A 23,713-nucleotide genomic window follows, 5' to 3' on the forward strand; every position below is an offset into this window, starting at 1 on the left:
ACTTTTTGAAAGTCCCACATGTCGTTTTTCCTGCTGCGCCGCACCGGCGGTCTGGTCCTGACGCTTCTTGCGATTTCCATCGTCGTCTTCGCGGTGATGAACGTGCTGCCCGGCGATCCGGCGCTGACGATCCTTGGCATCGACGCGACCGATGACGCCCGCGCCGCGCTCCGCGTGCAACTGGGTCTCGATGACCCGGCGCCAGTCCGCTATGTCCAGTGGATCGCGGGGATCGCGCGAGGCGATTTCGGCACGTCGTATTCCTTCGGCGTGCCTGTCGCAGGGCTGATCGCCGAACGTCTGCCGCTGACCCTGTCCCTGGCCCTGTCGGGCACCCTGCTGACGCTGGTGATCGCCCTTGCCGCAGGGCTTTATTCGGCATCGCGCCATGGTCGGACGGGGGATTGGGCGGTGATGATCCTCAGCCAGCTGGGCATCGCCATTCCAGCTTTCTGGCTGGCGATCCTGCTGGTTCTTCTGTTTGCAGTTAACTTACGCTGGTTTCCACCCGGAGGCTTCCCCGGCTGGTCCGATCCGCTGGGTAGCCTTCGGTCGCTGGTCCTGCCGACCATTGCGCTTGCCGCCGTGCAGGGCGCGGTGCTGGCGCGGGTCACGCGATCTTCAGCGCTCGAGGTGATGCGGCTCGATTTCGTGCGGACGGCCCGGGCGACGGGACTGTCCCCCGCCCGCGTACTGTGGCGGCACGTGCTGCCAAATGCGCTTGTGCCGGTCATCACCATCGTGGGCATGCAGTTCGCGGGCGTCGTGACGGGGACCATCGTGATCGAGAACGTCTTCTACCTCCCCGGCCTCGGGCGGCTGATCTTTCAATCCATCGCCAATCGCGACATCATCACCGTGCAGGCACTGGTTCTGATGGTGGCCGCCGTGGTGGTGCTGGCCAATTTCGCGGTCGACGTGGCCTATGCCCTGATCGACCCCCGCCTGAAGGCGCGCCTGGCATGAGACGGTTTCCGGTGAACCTTGTCCTCGGCGCCGCGCTGGCGGGGTCGGTGACGCTTGTCGCGCTGCTTTCCTTCATATGGACACCGTACGACCACGCCGCCATCGCCGTGACGAACAAGTTCGCAAGCCCCAGTTTCGCGCATTGGCTGGGGACGGACCAGCTGGGTCGCGATGTCGTCTCGCAACTGATGGTGGCTGCCCGGAACTCGATGATCGTGGCCTTCGTGTCGGTCGTTCTGGGTGGCGGCATCGGGATCGTCCTTGGCGTCTATGCCAGTGCGCGGGGCGGCTGGGTCGAGAACCTGATTATGCGCGTGTCGGACCTGTCGCTGGCCTTCCCGGCACTGCTGTTCGCGATCATGCTGGCGGCGGTCTTCGGGCCGTCCTTGCAGAACACCGTGATCGCGATTGCCTTCATCAACATCCCCATCTTCGCCCGCATCTCGCGCGGGGCGGCGAACCAGGTCTGGACGCGGGAGTTCATGCTGGCGGGACAGGCCGCGGGCATGGGCCGGATGACGCTGACCTTCGATCACGTGATGCCCAACATCGCCGCCGCCATCATCGTGCAGGCGACCATCGAGTTCGCCGTGGCGCTTCTGGCCGAGGCGGCGCTGTCCTATCTGGGCCTTGGCGCGCAGCCCCCGGCGCCGAGCTGGGGGCGCATGCTGTCGGACGCACAGACGCTCCTGTACCTCGCGCCGCAACTGGCGATCTATCCGGGGCTTTGCATCGTGATCTCGGTTCTGGGGTTCGGGCTGCTGGGCGACAGCATCCGGGACCTGTCCGATCCGCGGCTGAGACGGGAGCGGTAGGATGGCACGAGCTGGTTATGGTGCGTGGAAACCACGCACCCTACGGCAGGTTTTCGGGCGGGGCAGCTTGCGGAAACCTTTGGAAGAGGGCGCCCAGCATGCTTGACGTCAGCAACCTTTCCGTCCGGTTCGGCGATGCCTACGCATTGCGGGATGCGTCGCTGACCGTCCACCCGGGCGACCGGATAGGCGTGGTGGGCGAAAGCGGGTCGGGCAAGTCGATGCTGGCACAGGCGCTGATGGGCATGGTGCCCGAAAGCGCCAGCATGTCGGGCATATTGAAGATCGACGGAACCGAAATGACCCGCGCGACCGAAGCGCAATGGCGCGCGCTCCGCGCCAGGCGGGTCGCGATGATCTTCCAGGAGCCACTGGCTGCGCTGAACCCGCTGCGCCGGGTGGGAACCACCGTCATGGAACCCCTGCGTACCCACCTCGGGCTAAGCCGCACGCAGGCGCGCGCCCGCACTCTTGACCTGTTCGAGGAGGTCGGGCTGCCCGACCCGGAACAACGCCTAGCCGCCTATCCGCACGAGCTGTCGGGAGGCCAGCGGCAGCGAGTCCTGATCGCGCTGGCGCTGGCCTGCGACCCGAAGCTGCTGATCGCGGACGAGCCCACGACGGCGCTGGATGCGGAGGTGGCGCAGCGGATCACCGACCTGCTGGTGCGACTGTCGCGTGACCGTGCCATGGCATTGATGATCATCAGCCACGACCTGCAGGTCGTCGCCCGCGCCACGCGGCAGCTGCTCGTGATGTATGGCGGCGACATCGTCGAACGGGGCGAGACGCGGAAGATCCTGTCCGCCCCTTTCCACCCCTACACCCGCGGCCTCCTTGCCGCGCGACCGAGGCCACAGCTTGCCAGGCCCGTACCCGGAACGAAGCGGCCGCGCCTGCCCACGATCCCGGGGCATATCCCGGCACTGGTGGATCTGCCCGCAGGCTGCCGGTTCTCGGGCCGCTGTCCGGCCGAACTGTCCCGCTGCCGGACCACACGGTCGACGGAATTCAGAACCGGCACCGGCCTTGCTGCCTGCCATCTACTGAACCCGGCCGAACGGAGCAAGTCATGACCGTCCTGCTTCAGGCCCGTAACCTGCGCCGCACCTACCCACGGCCCCGGACGACACTGTTCCAAAGACCCGAACCGCTGGTCGCGGTTTCCGGCGTCAGTCTTGCGCTGGAGCGGGGAGAAACGCTGGGCATCGTCGGCGAAAGCGGATCTGGCAAGTCGACGCTGGCGCGAATGGTCATGGGGTTCGAACGGCCGGAGGCGGGGCAGATCCTCTTCGACGGAACAGACCTGAATGCCGTCCCGGCCAGAGAGCTGCAGCGCCTTCGCACAAAGTTCCAGATGGTGTTCCAGGACCCGTACGGCTCGCTCGACCCGCGGCACTCGGTGGGCTGGTCCATCGCCGAGCCGCTACGCGCCGCGAGGATCGACAATCGCCCTGCCCGAGTGGCCGAGGCGCTGGAACAGGTCGGCCTCAACCATGGCGACGCCGCCAGGTTCCCCCACGAATTCTCGGGCGGGCAGCGGCAGCGGATCGCTATTGCGCGTGCCATCGCCCTGCGTCCGGCGCTGATCGTGGCAGACGAAGCTGTCTCGGCGCTCGATGTCTCGGTCCAGGCGCAGATCCTGAACCTCCTGATGGATTTGCAGGAGGACCTGGGCCTTGCGATGCTCTTCATCAGCCACGACCTGGCCGTTGTGGCGGCGATCAGCGACCGTCTTCTGGTCATGAAACAGGGCGAGGTCGTCGAAACCGGTGCGACGGCGGATGTCTTCGCCAGCCCCGCCCATGCCTACACACGCAGCCTGCTGACCGCGGCGCAGGTCGCGCCCGCGACCGGCTCGTCCCCTGCTTCGAACAGAAAGGTTCCGGCATGAACATGCGTTTCCTGCCCCTGACAGATATCCACCTGTCCCATCGACGTGAAAGACCAGACGCTGGGCACTGACACTCTGGCGACGCTTCGCCGCGTGATCCGCCTGATAGGCGAAATCGGCGGTTCTGGCGCAAGGTTGTCGCCCAGCCAAGATCATGCGCGCCTAAAGCACAGCTTTGCAGGCGAGGCTTGCAAAAGGTGGCAAACGGACGTTCGTCGCCAAGTTGCCCCTTCCTGAGAGGTGGTCGCGGGATTTCGGACCAGAACGGACAAATCGGGCCCGGGAAAAACAGTGTCAAATGGAGAGCTTCGAACCCGTTCTGATGTTTTGAGCCTGACCTGCGGATCCCATACCGGCAGGGGGCCGAACACCGCACGAAAAGACCAGACACATGGACGCATTCGATCGTATGATTTCAGTTGTGGATTCAGCCCGCGAAACCGTGGCTATCCACACATGATGTGACCGCCCCGACCAGCAGGCAACCCCTTTCCCTCGGGCGGTTCAGATCGTCCCGGCCCGCGATCGGTCAGTCGTCCAGATGTGCGGCCAACGTGCTGCCCAAGTATGCCTTGCGATAAAGACCGGCCCGGGCCAGCCGCGGCACCAGTTCTTCCAGTGTCAGGTGCATCGATCGTGCCGAGCCCCCCGGAACGGCCACGAATCCGTCGATGGCGCCGGATTCGAACCACCGGGTGATCTCGTGCAGTGCATCGTCCGGTGTGCCGATCACCTGCCAGTGGATCGCGGCCAGAAGTTCGGGTCGGGTCAGAAGATCATTCAGCGTCGGGCCTTCCGTTTCGATCAGCTGGAGCAGCTTCGCATACTGACCGCCACGGCCCGCCACCGCCAGATCCGCGCCCGTGATCCGCCCGTCGCCGGGCCAGTTCGCTAGATCCAGCCCGGTTGCCCTTTGCAGCCGTTCGATCCGCTGGGCACGGTCCACCCGCGCGTGGGTGGCCATGAACACGTCATATGCCTGCGCCCGCGTGTCGCCCAGGTACAGGTTCAACCCGGGCAGGAAACGGACATCGCGGGGCGCACGACCGTGGGCGCGGGCGCGTTCGGACAACTGCGCACGCATCGACAGCGCGCTTTCCATGTCGGGCGTCAAGCCAAAGACCATGTCGGCGCTACGGGCGGCGTAGTCGATCCCGACTGCCGAGCCGCCCGCCTGCATCGACGGGATCCGCGCGCCGGGAAACTCGGGGATGTTCAGCGGGCCCTCGACCTCGAACGCCGGGCCTTGATGATCGATCGGCAGGACCAGATCGGTATCGGCATAGCGCCCGGTGTCGCGGTCCGCCAGCAGCGCTTCGGCCGGGAAGCTGCGCCACAGCTTTTCCACCACTTCGGTAAATTCCCACGCCCGGACATAGCGATCTTCCGACGACGGCATCTGGGTCAGGCCGAAGTTACGGTTGCCCTGCAGTGCTGTCACCATGTTCCAGCCCGCGCGCCCGCGGCTCATCCAGTGCAGCGACATGATCTGCCGGGCGATGGTATAGGGATGGCTGAAAGTCGTCGAAACAGTGGTGACAAGCCCGATCTTCGACGTCTCGTGTACCAGTGCCGCCATCTGCAACGTCGGGTCGAGCGAGGCGAAGCCGAAACTTTGCTCCAGCGGTTCGACCATCAGGAAACTGGTGTCGGGGCGGAACACGAAATCCAGATGTGCCGCTTCCGACCGCCGGGCAATGTCCAGCCCCAGTTCGGCGGTGAAGAGCCCGTCGATCCCGCTGTCCGCCGCTCGCCAGCCTTCGCCGCTAAGCCATGTCGGCGCCAGCGACATGCCGATACATAACTTGGGTCGGAGCATCCTGCCCTGCCTGTCTTACTGTCGGTGCGGCCGGCCCCTGCGAAGGGCCGGCCCCCCTCTGTTTAGAATGTGCCGCGGATGCCGATGCCCAACATGCGCGGGGTGGTCAGGCTGGCCTGCGTGAAGGCCGAGGCCGCCCCGCGCGCGGGTTGCAACAGGACCGGGGTGCGTTCATCGAACAGGTTGTTGACATAGCCATAGAACTCCACCGCGTCGTTCACGGAGTAGCTGGCCTGAAGATCGACCAGCGTATAGCCCTCGACCTCGTACGTCGGAGTGTTGTCGACGTCGGAATAATAGCCATCGACATAGCGCAGATCGCCACCGATGCTGAAGCGTTCGGTGAGGTTCCAGCTCGCTCCGAGCGAGAACATCGCCCCCGGTGCGCTGGCGAAGGCATTACCTTCCAGTGCGGGCGATTGCGGGAAATCCGTAAACTCGGTATTCAGCAGGCCAAGGCCCGACCGCAATGTCAGCGTGTCGAACGGTTGGTAATCGACCGAAAGCTCAAGACCGTAGGACTGGGCCGATTCCGCGTTGATCGTATGGATGTAGGTCAGGCCGTCTATCTGCTGAGTGATGTTCTGCTGGGCATTGGTGTAGTCCATGAAGAACAGGTTGCCGTTCACGAACAGCCTGTCGCCCAGAAAGCTGGCCCGGGTGAACAGTTCGTAATCCCAGACGGTTTCCGGCTCGAACGATTGCCATGTCTTGGTCGAGACAAAGTCGAGCGATACGCCGCCGGGGTTGTAGCCCTTCTTGACCAGGGCACCGACGGTCAGGTCGTCGCTGAAATCGTAAGCCACCGACAGCTTGGGCAGGACCTCGTTGAACGTCTGATTGTAGTCCAGATCGCTGTTGGCAAAGACCGGGGACACGTCCCCCGTCCGCTGAATCTTGTCCCGCTCGTATCGCAGGCCGCCGGTGACGGTCCAGCGGTCGGTCATCCGCCATGCCAATTCGCCGAAAAGCCCCAGGTTGTGCTTTTGGTCCTTGAACGTCGAAATCCCGCCCTGGTCCAACGTTTCGTCCGCAGTGGTGTATGCAGTCCAGAGGCCCATGACGCCGCTGACCTGATCGCCGGGCTGACCGAAGGAAAGCAGCGTTTCGTTGGTATAGCTGTCTTCCAGAACGTCGGCATCACCGCGTGACGGCATCCCGACCCGCCGGTCGACATCGGACTGGGAATATTGCGACTGGTTGGTCAGCAGCCAGCCGTTATCGAATTCGTACTCCACGTCCAGTATCGCGGTGTCGGTCGTCTGCTCCCAGCTGGGCATCTGACCCGTGGGCGATTCCAGATCCTCGTAGGGCGGTCCGGCGCCTTCGATGCTGGGCCGGTTCGATTTGGTCCGGCTGTAGGTCAGCATCACTTCAAGGCCCATGATATCGGCCGGGGCCCACAGAAGCTTGGCCCGTCCATTGAAATTCTTGAAGTTCTGGCCGAATTCGTTCTGAAGAAAGGTCGGGCTGGTGTAATCGATGAACGTGTCGCGTGCGGTGTAATCCAGCGCGATCCGCGCGGCGACCTGTTCGCTGATCGGCGCGTTGTACATGAACGACGCACGGCGCTGGTTGTAGTTGCCGTATTCCAGCCTGTAGGCACCTTCGCGGTAGAAAGCCGGATCCTTCGTGTTCACGATGATCGCACCGGCAATAGCGTTGGCACCCTGCACGGTGGTCTGCGGGCCGCGAAAGACCTCGATCGTGTCCACATCCCAGACCGACGTCGCACCGAAATACAGTTCGTTGTAGTTCTGGTAGTGGCCGTCGACGTTGATGGTGGCGCGCGGAACGGTGCCGCCGAAGAAGGCATAGGCGCCGGTCTGCGGCCCCTCGGCATTGACGCCGCGGAACACCGGCGTGCTGACGCTACCGTTGTACAGGACATTCGGCGTGCCTTCGACGACGCCCTGAACATCGTCCTTGCCAGCCCTTTCGTCCGCGATCTCGTCAGCACCGATCACGGCGACCGAACTGCTGGTATCCGCAAGTTCGCGCACGATATTTTCGCCGGTGACGTAGATCGTTCCAAGAAACTGACCTTCGCCTGTGATCACCTCCTGAGCACTTGCCGGTTGTGCCGCGATGGCGGCTGCGATGGTCAGCAGGCTGCAACCCTGCGCCAGTCTTGCCCGTCTGGATCTGAGCATGTCGTCCCCCAAGTTGATCGAATACAGCGGGCTGGTTTCGGGGAAAGTGGCTGGCCTGTGTTTATTCCGGATTGCATGACACGTTTCGCATGTCAATCACGACCACCTTATTTCCGACAAAAAGGCTTGTCTATTATCCGGGGGAGCACCCGGCTAGGATGAATCCAGGTAGGGAGACCCAGGTCATGAATGAATTCGAGTTGTACCCGGACGAAGAACAGGACGCGCCGGGAAAGAAGCGGACAGCGACGATTCAGTCGATCTCGGTGGCGATGCGGTTCCTGAGTCTCCTGGCGGCAACCGATGGCCCGCTGCCGCTGGGCGACCTGGCAAAACAGGCGCGGGTCGGACGGTCGACCGCACATCGCTACATGCAAAGCCTGGTGAAGGAAGGCATGGCGGTGCAGGATCCCGCCAGCAGCCAGTACGATCTGGGCCCGGCCGCCCTGACCATGGGCATCGCCGCCCTGCGCCGGGTGGACGCGGTCGAGATGGCGGGCGTGCAGATGAAGCAGCTCGCTCATTCCAGCGCGCTGAGCTGCGGCGTCACCATCTGGAACGACCGCGGCCCGACGCTGGTGCGCTGGTATCGCAGCGCACATTTCGCGATCGCGCCCCTGCAGCTGGGGGACACCCTGCCCATCGACAATACCGCTGTCGGGCTGGTCTTTCAGGCCTTCCTGCCCCGCGCCCGGATCGAGGCCGCGCGCCGGGTTCAGCCCGACCATTTCCGCGGCACGCCGCCTGACAAGACATTGGTCGACAGGATTCGCACCGAACGTTGGGCGGAACTGACCAGCCACCTGCTGTCGAACGTGACCGGTCAGGCCGCGCCGATCCTCGATGCGCAGGGCGAACTGTCCTGCGTGGTGACCACCGTGACGGATCTGGGCAGGCTCCGGTCGCCCGACGATCGACATGCCCTTCAAGAGGTCGCGCGCGTCATCAACCGTGCCACCGGAGGCCTGAGCTATTTCGACTAGGTCTTGCCGCGCGGGATGACCATGGGGCTGCCCGTCAATGGGTCCGGGATCACCAGCGCCGACAGGTCGAAAACCCTGCGCATCAGGTCTTCCGACACGATGTCCTCGGGCGCGCCTTCCGCCACGACGGCCCCGTCGCGCATCGCGATGATGTGCGAGGCGAAGCGGAACGCCAGATTCAATTCATGTAGCACGGCCACGACAGTCCGCCCCCCGGCGTTGAGCTGGCCAAGCAGCTCCAGCAGATCGACCTGGTGCACGATGTCCAGATAGGTCGTCGGTTCGTCCAGAAGCAGGATCGGGGTTTCCTGCGCCAGTACCATCGCGATCCAGACCCGCTGGCGCTGCCCGCCCGACAGGTCCGAGACCATCCGCGCGGCCAGATCGGCCACGCCCGTCGCCGCCATCGCCGTTTCGACGGCCGCGGCATCGGCTTCGGACCATTGCTGCAGGAACCCCTGATGCGGGTAGCGCCCGCGCGCGACCAGATCGGCCGCCGTGATCCCGTCGGGCGCGGCGTTCGATTGCGGGAGCAACCCCAACCGCCGTGCAACCTCGCGCGAGGGCAGTTCGGAAATCGCCTTGCCGTCCAGCACGATCCGACCGCTTTCGGGCGGCAAAAGGCGGGCCAGCGCGCGCAGAAGCGTGGACTTGCCGCAGGCATTCGGGCCAACAATGGCGGTGAAGACCCCATCCGGGATCGACAGCGACAGATCGCGCGAAATTGCCTGCCCCCTATAGCGCAGCGTCACCGCATCGGCCCGCAGACGATCAGTCATGCCGCATGTTCCCATCGTGACGCGTCATCCCGGCGTCGTATTGCATTGCGGAACACGCTCTGCAATATGAACCCAGCCATAGCGAGAACTTCCTTTCGCGAAAGCCAGCCCCGTCCACCGGCCCTGCCAGACCATTGCAGGGGAAAGGCTGTCATGAGCTCATCCGATCACGATCGTGTCGAAGACCCGAAAGGCAGGCTCGACGAAGACGACCACATGCGCGCGATGGAGCGTCTGGAGATGGAGGTGGTCTCACTCCACGAACCGTTTCCGGGCGTGACCCGCGTGACCGCCCGCTTCGACCCTGTCCGCCCCGAAGCGTGGGCGCGGCCCAATGTGGCAATCCGCATCAATGTCGAAGAGCCGGAGGACGGCCGCCCGATCACGCGCATCTATACTGTCCGCAGCTTTGATCCCGAACGCTGCCTGATCGAGATCGATTTCGTCCTGCACGATGATGACAGCCCCGCGATGCGCTGGCTTAACGGCACGGGACCGGGCGAAACGGTCGGCCTGATCGGACCGCGCGATCATTTCGTGCCCGATCCTGTGCCCGGCAAACGCGTGGCCATCCTGGCCGACGACACGGCGATCCCCGCCGTCTATGCGATCCTGAACGCCTGGTCCCAAGGGGCCGCGGCGACCGTCTGGATCGAAACCGCTAATCGCGCCGCCTTCGACGAACTGCCCGTTGTGCCCGGCGTGACATACCACCTGCTGCTGCGCGCGCCGGATACGCCCCCCGGCACCGGACGGCTGCTGATCTCGGCCGCAACCCAAGCCGTGACCGATCCCCGGGGCTGGAAGCTCTGGGCTGCAGGCGAACGACAGGAAATGCGGGATCTGCGATCCCATTTCTTCACGCTGGGCTTCGCCCGCGATGACATTCAGGTGCTGGGCTACTGGCGGCATGGCATCAGCAGCTCGGAACTCGATCGGATGCGCCTGAAGAAATACGCGGCCATCCGCGACCGCGAACAGACATTGGAGACGCTGGACGATGCCGACCTGCCGATCTGACCGTGCCCGCATTGTAGCTCTTTGCATGGCCCTTGCATTACCCGCAGCCGCAGCCATGGCCGAAGACGGCTGGCCCCGCACCATAGACCACGAGGCTGGTACGCTCACCCTTTCCGAGAAGCCCGAAACGGTGATCTCGACCTCGCCCAGCCTGACGGGGACGCTTCTGGCCCTCGACGTGCCGCTGGAGGCGACGGCGACCGCAATGATCGGCGGAATGACGGACGACACGGGCTTCTTTCTGCAATGGGCGGAACCGGCCCATGCGCGGGGTGTCGATGTGCTCTACACCAATCTGACTTTCGATTTCGAAGCGGTGCTGGCGCGCGATCCCGATCTTGTTGTGGGGTCTTCGACCGGGGGCGACAGCATCGAACCCTACGTCGCCGAGCTTCAGGCAATGGGCATTCCCGTGCTGCTGCTGGATTACGGCGACAAGAACTGGCTGGAACTGGCCGAGGTGCTGGGCCATGCCACGGGGCACGAGGCGGACGTCGACCGGATCACCGATACCTTCGCTGCCCGAACGGCCGAAGCGAAGGCCGCGATGACAATCCCCGAGAGCACAGCGAGTGTCGTATCCTACAACTTCGTCGGCACCTATTCCGTCGCCAAGCCCGAAAGCGCACAGGCACGGGTGCTGAGCGACATGGGCTTCACCGTCGCGGGCATCCCCGACGACATGCGCGGCCTCGTCCAGCGCTCGCGCGAGATCGACTTCATTTCACACGAAAACCTGCCCGCCGCGATCACGGGCGACACCGTGTTCCTGATGCGCGCAACCCAAGAGGACGTAAAGGCCTTCATGGCCGATCCAGTCCTTGCCAATGTGCCGGCGGTGAAGGCGGGGCGTGTTTATTCGATGGGGCCGACCTCGTTCCGGGTGGATTACTATTCCGGGCTCGACATCATCGACACGGTCGCGCCCTATTTCACGGAATGATTGCGGCAAGCCCTCTGCCCTACCGTGTGCCCATGGCGTTCGGTCTGGGGTTTGGCCTGCTGCTGGCCCTGTTCCTTTTGAGCCTTGCCATCGGCTCGCGTCCCATTCCGCTGACCGATGTGTTCGGCGCGTTCACGGCCTATGACGCACGCAGCGACATGCACCTGATCGTCCGTGAACTGCGCGTGCCCCGTGGCTTGCTCGCAATCACAGCGGGCGCGGCCTTGGGCATGGCGGGAACGGTTATGCAGGCCGTCACCCGCAACCCGTTGGCGGAACCCGGGCTTCTGGGCGTGAATGCCGGGGCTGCAATGGCCGTCGTGCTAGGCACATCGGCTTTCGGGCTGACGGCCATCTCGCACTATGTCTGGTTCGGGATTCTGGGCGCGGGGCTTTCTGGTGCCGCCGTCTTCTTTCTGGGGCGCGGCCATCAAAGCGGCGCCGATCCCGTGCGCCTGCTTCTTGCGGGGGCGGGCCTGTCCATCGTGCTGGGCGCGGCCGTCAGCCTAGTGGTCCTGAACGCGGTACTCGATGTGCTCGACATCTTCCGCACCTGGGCCTCGGGCGCGCTGGAAGGCCGGGGCATGGCGGTGACATGGACGATGACCGTGGCCCTGATTGTTGGTGGAGCTCTGGCGCTGGCCCTAGGCCCGGCGCTGAATGCGCTGGCGATGGGGGAAAGCATGGGGCGCGCACTGGGGCTCGATCCGCCGAGGATCTGGGCGCTGGCCTGCCTTTCGGTGATGATCCTTTCGGGGGCCGCCACCGCCGCGGCCGGCCCCATCGCCTTCGTGGGCCTTGCTGCGCCCCATATCGCGCGGGCCGTGGCCGGGCCTGACAACCGGACCCTGCTGCCCCTGTCGGCGATCTTCGCCGCGGCCCTATTGCTGGGCGCCGATATCGTCGGACGCGTGGTCGTGGCCCCCGACGAACTCGCCGCGGGGATCGTGGCAACGATCCTTGGCGGGCCGTTCTTCATCCACCTCGTCCGCCGCTTCCGCCTGGTGCACCTGTGATACCGGCGGGCCAACGCGCGCTTCGGCTGGGTCGATTCAGCTTGTTGTGGCGGCCGCGTGCGGCGCTAGTCTGCCTTCTGATGGCGATCACGGCGGTTGGGGCGGGACTGGTGCTTCTGGGCATCGGAACGATCTCGTTTTCTCCCGCCCAGATCGTGGCAGGCCTGACGGGCGACGCAAACGAGCCCATGGCCACCCGCATCATCCAGCGCCTGCGCCTGCCCCGCGTGCTGACGGCTTTGTGCGTCGGCGGAGCCCTTGGTGCGGCGGGCGCCGTGTTCCAGTCACTGTCCCGTAATCCGCTGGGATCGCCCGACGTGATCGGCTTCACCACCGGTGCTGCCACCGGAGCCATCGCGGCGATCATCCTGTTCCAGTCGAGCCCCAGCCAGATCGCACTTGCGGCGGTGGGCTCGGGGTTGGTGACGGCCTTCGTTGTGCTGGCGCTCGCCCGGCACGGCCGCGCGGGCGGCGGCTACCGGCTGATCCTTGTGGGTATCGGCACGGGATCGGTCCTGACCGGGATCAACACGATGCTGATGGTCAAGGGCGGTCTGGATCAGGCCATGCAGGCGCAGATCTGGCTGGCCGGATCACTGAACGGGCGCAGTTGGTCCCACGTTCTGCCGGCTGTCGCCGGGCTGGCGCTGTTCCTTCCGGTCCTCATCCTGAATGCAAGGCGGCTCGCCCTGATGGAGATGGGCGCCGACATGGCGCTTCAGCTTGGCATCCGGGTGGGGCGCACCCGCCTGCTGGTGGTCCTGGCGGCGGTCGGGCTGACCTCGGTCGCAACGGCCAGCACCGGGCCTATCGCATTCGTCGCGCTGGCCGGCCCCCAGATCGCCCGCCGTCTGACCCGCTCCCCGGACGTGCCCATAGGATCAGGGGCGATTATGGGCGCCGTCCTGCTTCTGGCCGCCGACCTGCTCAGCCAGATAACGCCCCTGCGCCTGTCCCTGCCCATCGGCTTGTCGACAGGATTCCTTGGCGGGCTCTACCTGCTCGCAGTGCTGCTTCGCCGCGACCGCTGACCCACCCTCGCACAACGCACCCGTGCCGGCTACGACGTCCGCGTGCAGGCGGCACAAAGCGCCAGCGAGGCCGCCGATTTCTCCACTTGCGCCGCGACCCGGTCGCCCGGAGCAAACCCGGCCTCGAGCAAGGCACTTGCCAGCCGATCCGCCAAAGCCAGGAATCCGGCATAGGTGAGGCCCGTGCCATCGGCGAATGACAGGAAAGGCGTGTCGCAATCTGCATGGCGCGCGAACAGCGCATCGAATAACGGGTTACCGGTCATGATCGGGGGCCTTCAGGCGACAGCGGGCAAATCCCGGCGCCGCAGGCGACGGATCGCGCCCGAGCTGCCGGGGCGGGTGGGTGGGGCGGTGAGGGCGCGATTCAGCACAGGAAGCGGCGTTACTTTCCCTTGAAAACGGGCGCGCGCTTTTCGGCGAAGGCGGCGCGGCCTTCCTTGTAATCCTCGCTGTCGAAACAGGCCTGGATTGCCGCATCGACGGCCTCCAGATCTCGCGCGTCGGGGTCCTGCCTCACGGCCCGGATCGCCATCCGCGCGGCCTTTATCGTCAGCGGCGCGTTCCCGGCGATCTCGGCCAGGTATTCGGTCGCAGCCACGTCGAAGCCGTCCTCCGGCAGGATGCGGTTGATCAGGCCCATCGCCAGCGCCTCGTCCGCGGAATACTTGCGGGCGGTGAAGAAGATCTCCCGCGCGTTCGCCGGGCCCACGACATCGACCAGCGCCCTGATCCCGGAAAACCGGTAGCCCAGCCCCAGCCGCGCGGCCGGCACCGCAAAGCGCGTGTTGGCCGCGGCGATCCGCAGGTCGCAGCTGAGCGCCGTTCCCATGCCGCCGCCCACGCACCACGTCCGCGCCACCGCGACCGTGGGTTTGGAGCTGTTCACGATGGCCGCATTGGCCGCCGTGCCCACGCGGTCATATTCTTCCACTTGTTCCGGCGTCGACCGCCGCATCGCGAATTCCGAGATGTCGGCGCCAGAGATAAAGGATGCTTCGCCCTCCCCCCTGAGTGCGATCACCTTGACGGATGCGTCGGCTTCGAAATCAGCAAAGGCCGCGGGAATCTGGCACCACATCGCGTAGGTCACGGCATTCCGCCGCTTCGGGTTGGCGAAAGTCAGCCAGCCGATGCCATTTTCGACCGTCGCCAAGACCTGCGGCGTGTAGCCGTCCGCCTCGGGCTCCAGCGGGATTTTCGACAGTTCGCTCATATCACACCCTTTGCCTTCAATGTCTCGATCTGCGCCCCGTCATAGCCCAGCTCGGCCATCACCGCATCGGTATGCTCGCCCGCTTCGGGCGTGGGCAGACGCATCAGCGCTTCGGCCCCCGACAGGGAAATCGCCTGCCCCAGCACCTTTTGCAGCCCGCGCCTCGGACTATCCACCTCGGCCACGATGCCCACATGCTGCACCTGCGGATCGGCAAAGACGGCGTCCATCCGGTTGATGGGCCCGCAGGGAATTTCTGCCGACATCAGCGCGTCGGTCAGGTCCGCCATGGTGCGGGTCTTCGTGATCTCGTAGATCTGCGCGTTCAGCGCCTCGCGGTTCAGATAGCGATGCTTGGCGGAACAGTAATCCAGGTGGTCGAAGAAATCCGGCCGCCCGATCACGTCGCAGAAGGCCGCCCACATCCGGTTGCCGTTCACCGCGATGTTCATCGCGCCGTCACACGTGGGATAGACCCCCATCGGCACCGCCGTCGGATGATCGTTGCCCGCCTGTTCCGGCACCTCGCCATCGATCAGCCAGCGCGCGGCCTGGAAATCCAGCATCGCGATCTGGGCCTGCAGCAGGCTGGATTGCACCCATTGGCCCTGCCCCGTCTTCTCGCGGTCGAGAAGCGCAATAAGGATGCCCATCGCGCAGAAGATGCCCGCGGTCAGATCCGCCACCGGGATGCCAGCGCGCACGGGGCCCTGTCCGGGTAGGCCGGTGATCGACATCAGCCCACCCATGCCCTGCGCCACCTGGTCGAAACCCGGTCGGTCGGCATAAAGCCCCGTCTGCCCGAAGCCCGAAATCGAACCCAGCACCAGCCCCGGGTTGCGGGCATGGAGCGTCTCCCATTCCAGCCCCAGCCGCGCCTTCACCCCGGGGCGGAAGTTTTCGACCAGCACATCGGCGCCCTCGATCAGGCGGCCCAGCACCTCCTGCCCATCGGGCGATTTCAGGTCCAGCGTCAGCGACCGCTTGTTGCGGTGCAGGTTCTGGAAGTCGGAGCTTTCGCGGTTCGCGTACCCGGTATCGTCGTCGGGCGGTTCGATCTTGATGACATCGGCGCCCCAGTCGGCCAGCATCCGGACGCAGGTGGGGCCGGACCGGATCCGGGTCAGGTCGAGCACCCGGAAACGGCTGAGCGGTTGGGCAGTGGTCATTCGGCGGCCTCCATCATAGGTGCGTCTTCTACCAGTACGATGGCGCTTTCCGGGATCATGATCCAGACTTCACTGCCCGTGGCAAGATCTTACTCTGGCGGGCCAGCCGCACGCAGATCAGCCCGCCCGAAGACAGCCTCAGCCCGTAATCCCAGCGTTCGCCCACAAAGGTGCGCTCCGACACGGTCCCGGGCACGACAAGCATGCCGGGCATCTTTGGCGCCTCCCCGGTCCGGGGCAGCAGTTTCAGGTTCTGCGGCCGCACGGATACCCGCACCGGGCCGTCCGCCCCAGGGATTTCTTCAGCACCGGCGCCACCACGTCCGACAGCGCGCGCAGACGCGATCCGCCATGGATGCGCACGGCCTCTTCCAGTTCGGGGTTCAGGGACCGCACCCCGGACGCGCAGGACAGGAACGCGATGGGCAGGAACCGTGTCACGAACGCGATCACGATCAGCAGGGACGATCCGTAAAGCGACAGGGGCGGGCTGGCCTGCTGCCGGTTTCGTGGACACGAAGATAAGATCGTGACCATGGAATTGGAGATTGAATATGACGAGACGAAAGTTCAGCCGCGAGTTCAAGATCGAGGCAGTAAAGCTGGTGACCGAGCGGGGTGTTGCGGTCGCTCAGGCGTGCCGGGATCTGGATTTGGCAGAGAGCGTGCTGCGGCGCTGGATGCGTGAGGCGGCTGCCACACCGACCACAGCGTTTCCCGGGAATGGCCAGCAACGCGCGGAACTGGCCGAGATTGCAGGGCTGAAGAAAGAGGTCGCCCGTCTCCGGGCGGAGCGTGACATCCTCAAGAAGGCGGCGGCTTTTTTCGCGCGGGAGGCGACATGACGTTCGCATTCATCGCAGGGCACCGGCACATCTGGCCGGTCAGCTGGATCTGTGACGCGTTGGGCGTTTCCCGGTCCGGCTTTCATGCTTGGATCAGAAGACCGATCAGCGACCGCGCGGCTCATGACGCGAAGCTCGTTCAGGCGATAGACAAGAGCTTCAAGGCCAGCGATCGCACCTACGGCGCCCGTCGGGTCTGGCGTGACGTTCTGGAAGACGGTCTCGCATGTGGACTGCACCGGATCGAACGACTGATGCGGATAAATGCACTGAGAGCGCGGCCGAAGCGGCGTGGAAAACCCAAGGACGATGGCGAACGCTCCGTCATCGCCGACAACATCCTCGACCGCGACTTCGCGGCGGACCGGCCGAACCAGAAATGGTTGGCCGACTTCACCTACATCTGGACTGCCGAGGGCTGGCTTTACGTCGCCGTGGTCCTGGACCTGTTCTCCAAGCGCGTTGTCGGCTGGTCCATGAAAGCGGATCGAGACGCCTCGCTGGTCATGGATGCGCTGATGATGGCCGTCTGGCGTCGGGGCAAAGCAGACGCGCTGCTCCACCACTCGGACCAGGGATCGCAATACACAAGTGAGCAGTTCCAGCGCCTTCTGCTCGACTGCGGCATCATCTGTTCAATGAGCCGGGCCGGCAACGTGTGGGACAACTCGGCAATGGAGAGTTTCTTCTCGTCGCTGAAAACCGAGCGCACCGCCCGCAAGGTCTACCGCACGCGCAATGAGGCTCGTGCCGACGTGTTCGACTACATCGAGCGCTTCTACAATCCGAGGCGACGCCATTCCAAACTGGGCTACCTAAGCCCCGGGGCGTTCGAGGACCGAGCTATGCAAACCTAACCCTGTGTCCATGAAACCGGCAGCAGGCCAGCCCAGCATAGGCGGCATAGAAACAGATCGCCAGCACGATTCCCGGCACCACCACGGGGGCGAGAGTGAGGAAGGTCAGAATCTGCGCTTAGGGCACCACCTTGCGGATTACGATATAGGCCAGCAGGAAGCCCATCACCGTGCTGACGGTCGCGCCCGACAGGGACACCTTGATCGTGTTCCACATCGCGTCGCGAACGGTTTCCTGTTCGAACGCCGCGAGGCCTGGCTGAGGACCGTCCGCAACCCTTACACGGACGCGGAACTGGACGAGGCGCGCGGCAACCTGATTGCGCTTCTGGACGAGATGGAGGCGTTGATGACCGGGGGGCGCCCTGTTTGGCAGCGGCTATTCCCTGGCCGACATCCCCGTCGCCCCCTTCGTGCAGCGGATCGGCGAAGAGATCGCCCCCGAAGCTCTGGCCGCCCGCCCTAAAACCGCCGCGTGGTGGAACGCCCTGCAACGACGCCCGGCCTACGCCCGCGCGGATTTTGGCGCGTTCGTCGAATAGTCCGCAGGGCAGCCGGCGGAAACGGCTCCTCCACGAAGGTCAAAGGCGTTCCGCGAGCAATCCTTCTTCGCTCGAATTCCTCCGGCATCAGAACCGGATACCAAGCTCTACGGAAAGACTGTACTGGCTGGCGTTCTCCGCGACTTCCCCCTGGTAAGCGACAAGGAGTGCGGACCGCGCGCCGGTTTCCACCCGTAGCCCTGCTTCGATCAGGGCGGCATCTTTCGTGATGGGCGACCCGCTCACGGAAAAGCTGTCACTGCCGTCGAAGGCCAGCGAGGCGGCGGGATCGACATCGCCGAAGGCGTGGCGCCAGCCAAGACCGGCGCCGAATGTCGCGCGCGAACCGGCAAGCGAGAAGTCGGTGCCGTAACGAAGGCCGAGCGTGGTGAACGTGGTATCGGTTTCCCCGGCTTCGCCCGTCAGGGCGGCGGCGCCACCTGTCTCGGCGAAGCCGTCGGTATGCGCGCGCACGTGGCTGAGGCCAGCATAGGGCTCGAACTTTCCGCCGCCAACGTCCAGACGATAGCCCGCTTCGGCAAAGACCTGCGTCGTACGGGCGTCGTAGCTTGCTTCAAGGTCGTCGAACGCTGTTCCGTAGCTCGCATAGCGTTCGGTCTCGATATCATGGCGCGAATGGATCAGCCCCGCCCGAATTCCCAGCGGCCCCTGCTGCGATCCCGCGTAGAGCCCGACGTGATAGTTTTCGCTGGACCCGGTGGACGCCCGATCCCCGGAATCATACGAGGACTCGCTGATACCGGCTAGCGCTCCCAGCCTCCAATTGTCGCCGACAGGGACATCGTAGCCGCCTATCAGGCCACGTATCGAGTTGTCGAATTCGGCAATGCCATTGGTCGCGCCGGTGCTGCCGCGACTGCCGAAAGCGGTGCCCCAAGCTGTAGGACCGGCCTGAATGCCATCATCGCCGGATATCGGAGCGACGGAATTGCGGGCCACCGGAACCGGCACCGCGCCCGATGGAAAGCGCAGTCGCGCCAGCACGTTGGCCTGCACAACCTGACCCTGTTCCACCAATGCAGCATCAATCGAGGCGTGAATCTCGCCCGAGAGTTCATCGAACGCGGCCGCGGCGGCCTCCGTGTTCATCCTGACGATCTGGCGGTGAACAGGGTTTCCGGTGGACAGCGTGTCAAGTGCCGCTGCGGTCGCCGCCTGGTTCCCGGTGCGGGCGGCGCTGGCGAAGGACAGATCGCTGCGCCCGACCGACAGAGCCACGTTCCGCGCCCCGCGCACGATATCGAATGACAGGAAGGGGGTCGCCGCGTTCCCGGGCGAGAGGTATTCGCCTGTCACACCACCACCCGCTGTCAGGATGTCGAAGCGGCTGCCGATCGCGGGCATCTCCGCCAGGGAAAGAAGATCGATCTTCGCGCCGGTTTCAATGGTGGCGCTGCCTTCGACCACGATCCTGTCCGCCGCGGTACCGTCGATCGTCAGCTCGTAAACGGAATCTGACTGCTGCGTGAAGCTGCCCGCGACCTTCATTTTCCCCACGGTTTCGTCCGGAGCTTCCGCACGCCCCGGCGAGACCGTGCCGCCGGCCCTCACCATCAGATCGCCGGTCGTGCCCGTTCCAGCCAGTCGCCCGGACCCCCGCACCGTCGTCGCGCCGGTCAGCCGGCCCGTCACCGCCAACGTCCCGCCGGTGACATTGGTCGCACCGGCATAGCTGTTGTCGCCCGAGAGGATAAGCGTCCCCGCGCCGCGCTTTCGCAGCCCGGCCGGACCGGAAATCGGGTTCGACCACTCCGAGACATAGCCCTGTGTATCCACATCGAAGACGCCGTCGTAGCGGAACGCCATCGGACCCTTCACCGCCGTCCCCAGATCGAGCATGCCTTGGCCGTAGATTTCAGCAGGTCCCACATCTTTCGCCGTCGTCAGGATCGTCTCGATCACCTGTCGGGCATTCATGTAGGGAAAGGCCTCGCGCAGAACAGCTGCCGATCCGGTGACATGGGGGGCAGCCATCGAGGTGCCGGCCTCGTACTCGTAGGTTCGCATCGGGAAGGTGGAAAAGACCCCGTTGGTCTTGCCGTCGATCTCACCGCCCGGCGCCGCAAGGCACCATTCCGCGGCCGCGCCGCAGCGATTGGAATAGCTGGCGATCTTGCCGTCCGGTCCGACGGCGGCGACGGCAATGAGCGTGCCCTTCAGGTCCGAGAAATCAAGGTCTGCGATGGCCGGATCCGACGGATTGAGCGGCGTGTAATACGCCCCATCCTCGAATTGCTCTTCGGTTTCGATCTGCACGAAGCCGTAGAGCCCCGCGGCCGTGTTCGCCGGCGTGACCAGTGGCATCATGCCGTTGCCTGTGGGAAAGGCGGACGCAACGGGTTGATCGATGTATTCGTTCCCCGCCGAATAGACCATCACGACGTCTGCCTCGGCCAGCGCCTTGAGTCGACGGTAGTTCGCGATCATCGTTTTCCGGTCGTCGTAGATCGGCTGGAAATCGAGCTCCCGATAGTTGGGGTTCCTGATAGTATTGTCGGTGTCATCGTTGATGTACTTCGGCAGCGTCGGTGGGCCGAAACTGCCGTTCAGCACCTGCGCGCCATGGGTGGCCGCATAGGCCTCGGCCCTCAATTCGGCGTCGGGCAAGTCAGGATCATCGTCGTCGGGCGTGATGGCCCGCAGAGGAAGAAGGATCGCGCCATAGGCCACGCCCTGCATGCCCTTTCCGTTGCGGGCGGCCCCGATGATTCCGGTGACATGGGTCCCGTGCCCTTCGATTTCACCGTCATCGGGATCGATGTCGCTGACATCATCCGGCGGCAACCCACCGCCGAAGTTCCGCAGGTCCGGGGATACACGCCCGGAAAACTCGGGGTGGTTGACGGCAAGGCCGCTGTCCACGATCGCGACGACCACATCTTTACCCGTATACCCAAGCTGGTTGGCTTCCAGCGTCCCGATCATGGCGAGACCCCAGTTGGCACGGTATTCGGCGTCGTCGACCGGTGCCGGCTGCGCCATGAGCGGCGCCGAAGTCACGACGATCGAGATCGCCACACCGAATGCGGCCCCTGCTGTCTTGGTCATGATTCCCTCCAAGCCCCGACCATATCAGCAAGCATTGAAATCTCGATGGGAGATTGCTTGACGCTAGACGTCGTCATTCGGGCATCGGCCCTGTAGGCGATGTTGCGCAACTCAGCCAACGGGCAGAGTTTCCCCTTTCCCAGGCTTCGGCATGCAACGGATCTAACCGTCAGGATTCGCTAAGTGAATCCCTCTCACCGATTTGCGCAACAACGCCGTTCTAACGCGAGCTCCCGCAGGCGCTCGCGCAGATCGTGATCGTCTGGACGTCGGCTGCGGTAGCGGATCGAGGTCCGGTCCGCGCCGATCACGGCACACGCCCGCCGCTCGCTCATCTCGTGGCACTCCACGAGGATCGCGACGGCTTCACGCCTGGCGGCGGGCGTCACCACTTTCGCGACAGGCGATCCTTCAGCGCGGCCTGGTCGAGCAGCGACTCCGCGAGGAGCCGCTTGAGCCGGGCGTTCTCATCCTCGAGCGCCTTCAGCCGCTTGGCATCGGACACTTCCATGCCCCCGAACTTTGCCTTCCAGGCGTAGAACGTGGCACTGCCGATGCCGTGCCGACGGCAGAGCTCCGCCGTCTTCGCACCGGCATCCTGCTCTCGCAGAATGCCGATGATCTGCTCCTCGGTGAACTTCGATCTCTTCATGGTCCGGTCCTTTCATGGGGCCGGACTCCAGTATCAGATGGAGGAGTTATCAGGGGGCAGAGCATCGCCGCTATCTAACCGATAACTTGTTGAAAGCCCTGTTAATCTAAGACAGCAGTTTGCCGCCGCAATTCGCCCGGTGATTGGCCATAGTTGTTGCGAAAAGCGCGCCCGAAATGTGAAATATCTTTGAAACCTGCTGCATATGCGATGGTTGAAACCCGAAGGTGACAGTTGTTCGAATCGGTGAGCAAGCGTGCAGCGGCCGACAGACGTTCGTCCAAAAGGATCACGCCAAAGCGTTCTCCATTCCGGGCCAGGACTTGCTGGATGTATCCGACCGACAGCCCCATTTGGGCAGCGCAATCGGCCAAATTGAAATCCTGCCGGGAACTGTTCTGGCGGATGATCTGCCTGATCTGATGAGCCAGAGCTATGCTGCGCGAGGCGGGCGTGCTGCGGGATTTGTCGGGCGCTGCGGACACCACAGTCAGTGACAAGACAATTTGCGTTATTCGGGACAGAACATCGCTGCCCATCCGATCTGGAGAAGTATCAAGGGACCGTCCTGCTTCAGACAACAAATGCCCCAGCACTGGCTGGCGCGACAATACATGAGGCCCATTTGACAGCTGCTCCCGAACTGCGTCCCCGAACAGGCGTTTGGGCACCATGAGCGATGCGACTCTCAGCGGCTTACTCTTGTGGTGTTTCAAGTCAAATGGTTCAGCGCCATCAAAAATGCCGACGTCCCCCATGTGCAGCGTGACCGATTTACGTTTTTGCTCAATCTGGCAAGCACCATAAAGCTGCGTGTTGATATAATAGCAATCAACTGGCGAGGCTGCGATTTCTCGGGTGCCTCGATGCACAGAATGGGTGCTGGCGGAGACCAGGTTCAGCACAACATCGTCGATCTGATGCGACCGCAGGTCGGCATGAAAGCTCTTGCGCTCGGCTCGGTCCAATTCAGGCCGCAGCGGCATGAACGTCGTGCAAATGCCTTCGCGATAGTAATCAAACGCCTCGGAATGCCCCATCGATCCGGTGTTCCAAACTCGATATGGAGGCGAAACCTGAGTATCAGCACAAGATTCATGACTCTGAGCCATGGGAAAATAATCTCCGTTGAATAATCTGGATTCACAAACAATAGGGAGGGAAACCAAACATGTCTACTTTCGTACTTGTCCACGGGGCGTGGCACACGGGCGAACTGTTCGAACCGGTCGCAAAGCCCATTCGGGAGGCGGGTCATACCGTGCATTGCCCCACAGTCACAGGGAACAACCCGGGCGATCTGCGCACGACAGGGCTGGACGTCGCGATCACGTCCATCACTGACTACATCGAATCCAACGATCTGAAGGATGTCATCCTGCTCGGCCACAGTTATGGCGGCATGGTGATTACCGGTGTTGCTGACCGGATTCCAGGCCGTCTGAAGCGGCTCATCTACTGGAATGCCTTCGTGCCCAACAACGGCGAATGCCTGAACGATATGGTGCCGCCGCACTATGTGGGCATGTTCGATGCGGTCAGCGCCGAAAGCTCTGACAACAGCGTCATGCTCCCTTTCCCGATCTGGCGCGAAGCCTTCATCAACGACGGTTCGTCCGAGCTTGCACAGTCCAGCTATGAGCGGCTCAATGCGCATCCATATGCCACCTTCACCGATACGATTTCGCTATCGTCAAACCCGGCGGAAATGGAGCTTCCAAAGTCCTATATCAACTGCACTGAGGATACCGCTCTGCCGCAAAGCCTTGGCTGGCATCCCCGTCTCTCAGAGAAACTGGGGTTGTTCCGCCTGGTACAAATATCGGGCAGCCACGAGGTGTGCTTTTCAAATCCCGCTGCCCTTGCAAAGGCGATTATGGATGCCGGACGCGACTGAGGTCGAATGCGAGCGCCAGGGAAAGCTCTTGGACAAGCAACAATCCC

General features: G+C 64.0%; 22 protein-coding genes and 1 pseudogene. 12 read left to right on the top strand and 11 right to left on the bottom strand.

Going from position 1 to position 23,713, the window contains the following annotated elements:
• Positions 1-18 precede the first annotated feature (18 nt).
• From D4754_RS17600 to D4754_RS17615, 4 genes are all read left to right on the top strand, one after another.
• Positions 19-966, top strand: a complete 948-nt coding sequence (locus tag D4754_RS17600; protein ID WP_121066325.1) for an ABC transporter permease — start codon at positions 19-21, stop codon at positions 964-966.
• Positions 963-1,781, top strand: a complete 819-nt coding sequence (locus tag D4754_RS17605) for an ABC transporter permease (protein WP_121066328.1) — start codon at positions 963-965, stop codon at positions 1,779-1,781. The genes D4754_RS17600 and D4754_RS17605 overlap by 4 nt, the downstream gene beginning before the upstream one ends.
• 98 nt (positions 1,782-1,879) lie before the next feature.
• A complete protein-coding gene (locus D4754_RS17610; RefSeq protein ID WP_121066331.1) occupies positions 1,880-2,857 on the top strand; it encodes an ABC transporter ATP-binding protein in 978 nt (325 codons plus the stop codon).
• Positions 2,854-3,675 (top strand): ATP-binding cassette domain-containing protein, encoded by an 822-nt coding sequence (locus D4754_RS17615; RefSeq protein WP_121066334.1) that lies wholly within the window; start codon positions 2,854-2,856, stop codon positions 3,673-3,675. The genes D4754_RS17610 and D4754_RS17615 overlap by 4 nt, the downstream gene beginning before the upstream one ends.
• Positions 3,676-4,204: 529 nt before the next feature.
• Here D4754_RS17615 and D4754_RS17620 read toward each other — a convergent pair.
• Together D4754_RS17620 and D4754_RS17625 are read right to left on the bottom strand one after the other, a co-directional pair.
• Complete coding sequence (locus D4754_RS17620) at positions 4,205-5,494, bottom strand: NtaA/DmoA family FMN-dependent monooxygenase (protein ID WP_121066337.1); 1,290 nt, start codon at positions 5,492-5,494, stop codon at positions 4,205-4,207.
• Between the two features lie 62 nt (positions 5,495-5,556).
• A complete protein-coding gene (locus D4754_RS17625) occupies positions 5,557-7,647 on the bottom strand; it encodes a TonB-dependent receptor (protein WP_121066340.1) in 2,091 nt (696 codons plus the stop codon).
• A 185-nt stretch (positions 7,648-7,832) separates the two neighbouring features.
• Here D4754_RS17625 and D4754_RS17630 point away from each other — a divergent pair, with 185 nt between their 5' ends.
• A complete protein-coding gene (locus D4754_RS17630; protein WP_121066343.1) occupies positions 7,833-8,630 on the top strand; it encodes an IclR family transcriptional regulator in 798 nt (265 codons plus the stop codon).
• Here the strand turns inward: D4754_RS17630 and D4754_RS17635 are convergent.
• Complete coding sequence (locus D4754_RS17635; RefSeq protein ID WP_121066431.1) at positions 8,627-9,409, bottom strand: ABC transporter ATP-binding protein; 783 nt, start codon at positions 9,407-9,409, stop codon at positions 8,627-8,629. The genes D4754_RS17630 and D4754_RS17635 overlap by 4 nt on opposite strands.
• Positions 9,410-9,562: 153 nt before the next feature.
• Between D4754_RS17635 and D4754_RS17640 the strand changes: the two genes are divergently transcribed.
• From D4754_RS17640 to D4754_RS17655, 4 genes are all read left to right on the top strand, one after another.
• Positions 9,563-10,429, top strand: coding sequence for a siderophore-interacting protein (locus tag D4754_RS17640; protein WP_205589661.1), 867 nt, complete (start codon positions 9,563-9,565; stop codon positions 10,427-10,429).
• 25 nt (positions 10,430-10,454) lie between these two features.
• Positions 10,455-11,372, top strand: a complete 918-nt coding sequence (fepB, locus tag D4754_RS17645) for a Fe2+-enterobactin ABC transporter substrate-binding protein (RefSeq protein ID WP_240453931.1) — start codon at positions 10,455-10,457, stop codon at positions 11,370-11,372.
• A gap of 32 nt (positions 11,373-11,404) precedes the next feature.
• Complete coding sequence (locus tag D4754_RS17650) at positions 11,405-12,388, top strand: FecCD family ABC transporter permease (RefSeq protein WP_205589662.1); 984 nt, start codon at positions 11,405-11,407, stop codon at positions 12,386-12,388.
• An 80-nt stretch (positions 12,389-12,468) separates the two neighbouring features.
• On the top strand, positions 12,469-13,419 hold the full coding sequence (locus D4754_RS17655) for a FecCD family ABC transporter permease (RefSeq protein ID WP_121066352.1): 951 nt from the start codon (positions 12,469-12,471) through the stop codon (positions 13,417-13,419).
• 29 nt (positions 13,420-13,448) lie between these two features.
• Here D4754_RS17655 and D4754_RS17660 read toward each other — a convergent pair whose 3' ends face one another.
• From D4754_RS17660 to D4754_RS24080, 5 genes are all read right to left on the bottom strand, one after another.
• Positions 13,449-13,685, bottom strand: coding sequence for an AMP-binding protein (locus D4754_RS17660; RefSeq protein WP_121066355.1), 237 nt, complete (start codon positions 13,683-13,685; stop codon positions 13,449-13,451).
• 119 nt (positions 13,686-13,804) lie between these two features.
• Positions 13,805-14,635 carry an enoyl-CoA hydratase gene (locus tag D4754_RS17665; protein WP_121066358.1) on the bottom strand — a complete coding sequence of 277 codons (831 nt, stop codon included), beginning with the start codon at positions 14,633-14,635 and terminating at the stop codon, positions 13,805-13,807.
• Positions 14,632-15,804 (bottom strand): CaiB/BaiF CoA transferase family protein, encoded by a 1,173-nt coding sequence (locus D4754_RS17670; RefSeq protein ID WP_121066361.1) that lies wholly within the window; start codon positions 15,802-15,804, stop codon positions 14,632-14,634. Before D4754_RS17670 ends, D4754_RS17665 begins: the two co-directional genes overlap by 4 nt.
• Before the next feature lie 55 nt (positions 15,805-15,859).
• Positions 15,860-16,018, bottom strand: coding sequence for a TOBE domain-containing protein (locus D4754_RS24075; protein ID WP_240453932.1), 159 nt, complete (start codon positions 16,016-16,018; stop codon positions 15,860-15,862).
• Positions 16,019-16,050: 32 nt separating this feature from the next.
• Entirely contained in the window at positions 16,051-16,341 is a 291-nt protein-coding gene (locus tag D4754_RS24080; protein ID WP_163025963.1) for a hypothetical protein, read from the bottom strand.
• Between the two features lie 17 nt (positions 16,342-16,358).
• On the opposite strand from D4754_RS24080, the gene D4754_RS17680 reads away from it, so the two are divergent.
• Both D4754_RS17680 and D4754_RS24670 read left to right on the top strand, forming a co-directional pair.
• Positions 16,359-17,506 (top strand): IS3 family transposase gene (locus D4754_RS17680; RefSeq protein ID WP_240453933.1). Its coding sequence is split into 2 segments (ribosomal slippage): positions 16,359-16,620 and positions 16,620-17,506, totalling 1,149 coding nucleotides; the frame shifts between segments, so codons are not numbered across the junction.
• Between the two features lie 365 nt (positions 17,507-17,871).
• Positions 17,872-18,048, top strand: coding sequence for a glutathione binding-like protein (locus D4754_RS24670; RefSeq protein WP_121066369.1), 177 nt, complete (start codon positions 17,872-17,874; stop codon positions 18,046-18,048).
• 87 nt (positions 18,049-18,135) lie between these two features.
• Here the strand turns inward: D4754_RS24670 and D4754_RS17690 are convergent, their stop codons facing one another.
• The 3 genes and pseudogenes from D4754_RS17690 to D4754_RS17700 all read right to left on the bottom strand — a co-directional run bounded on the left by D4754_RS17690 (position 18,136) and on the right by D4754_RS17700 (position 22,809).
• Complete coding sequence (locus tag D4754_RS17690; protein ID WP_121066372.1) at positions 18,136-21,117, bottom strand: autotransporter serine protease; 2,982 nt, start codon at positions 21,115-21,117, stop codon at positions 18,136-18,138.
• 212 nt (positions 21,118-21,329) lie between these two features.
• Positions 21,330-21,769, bottom strand: a pseudogene (locus tag D4754_RS17695) (transposase); the annotation flags it as partial.
• Positions 21,770-21,870: 101 nt separating this feature from the next.
• Positions 21,871-22,809 carry an AraC family transcriptional regulator gene (locus tag D4754_RS17700; protein WP_163025964.1) on the bottom strand — a complete coding sequence of 313 codons (939 nt, stop codon included), beginning with the start codon at positions 22,807-22,809 and terminating at the stop codon, positions 21,871-21,873.
• Between the two features lie 131 nt (positions 22,810-22,940).
• Between D4754_RS17700 and D4754_RS17705 the strand changes: the two genes are divergently transcribed.
• Positions 22,941-23,666, top strand: a complete 726-nt coding sequence (locus D4754_RS17705) for an alpha/beta fold hydrolase (RefSeq protein ID WP_121066378.1) — start codon at positions 22,941-22,943, stop codon at positions 23,664-23,666.
• The last annotated feature ends 47 nt before the right edge of the window (positions 23,667-23,713 follow it).

This window comes from Chachezhania antarctica, from assembly GCF_003646465.1.
Lineage (GTDB): Bacteria > Pseudomonadota > Alphaproteobacteria > Rhodobacterales > Rhodobacteraceae > Chachezhania > Chachezhania antarctica.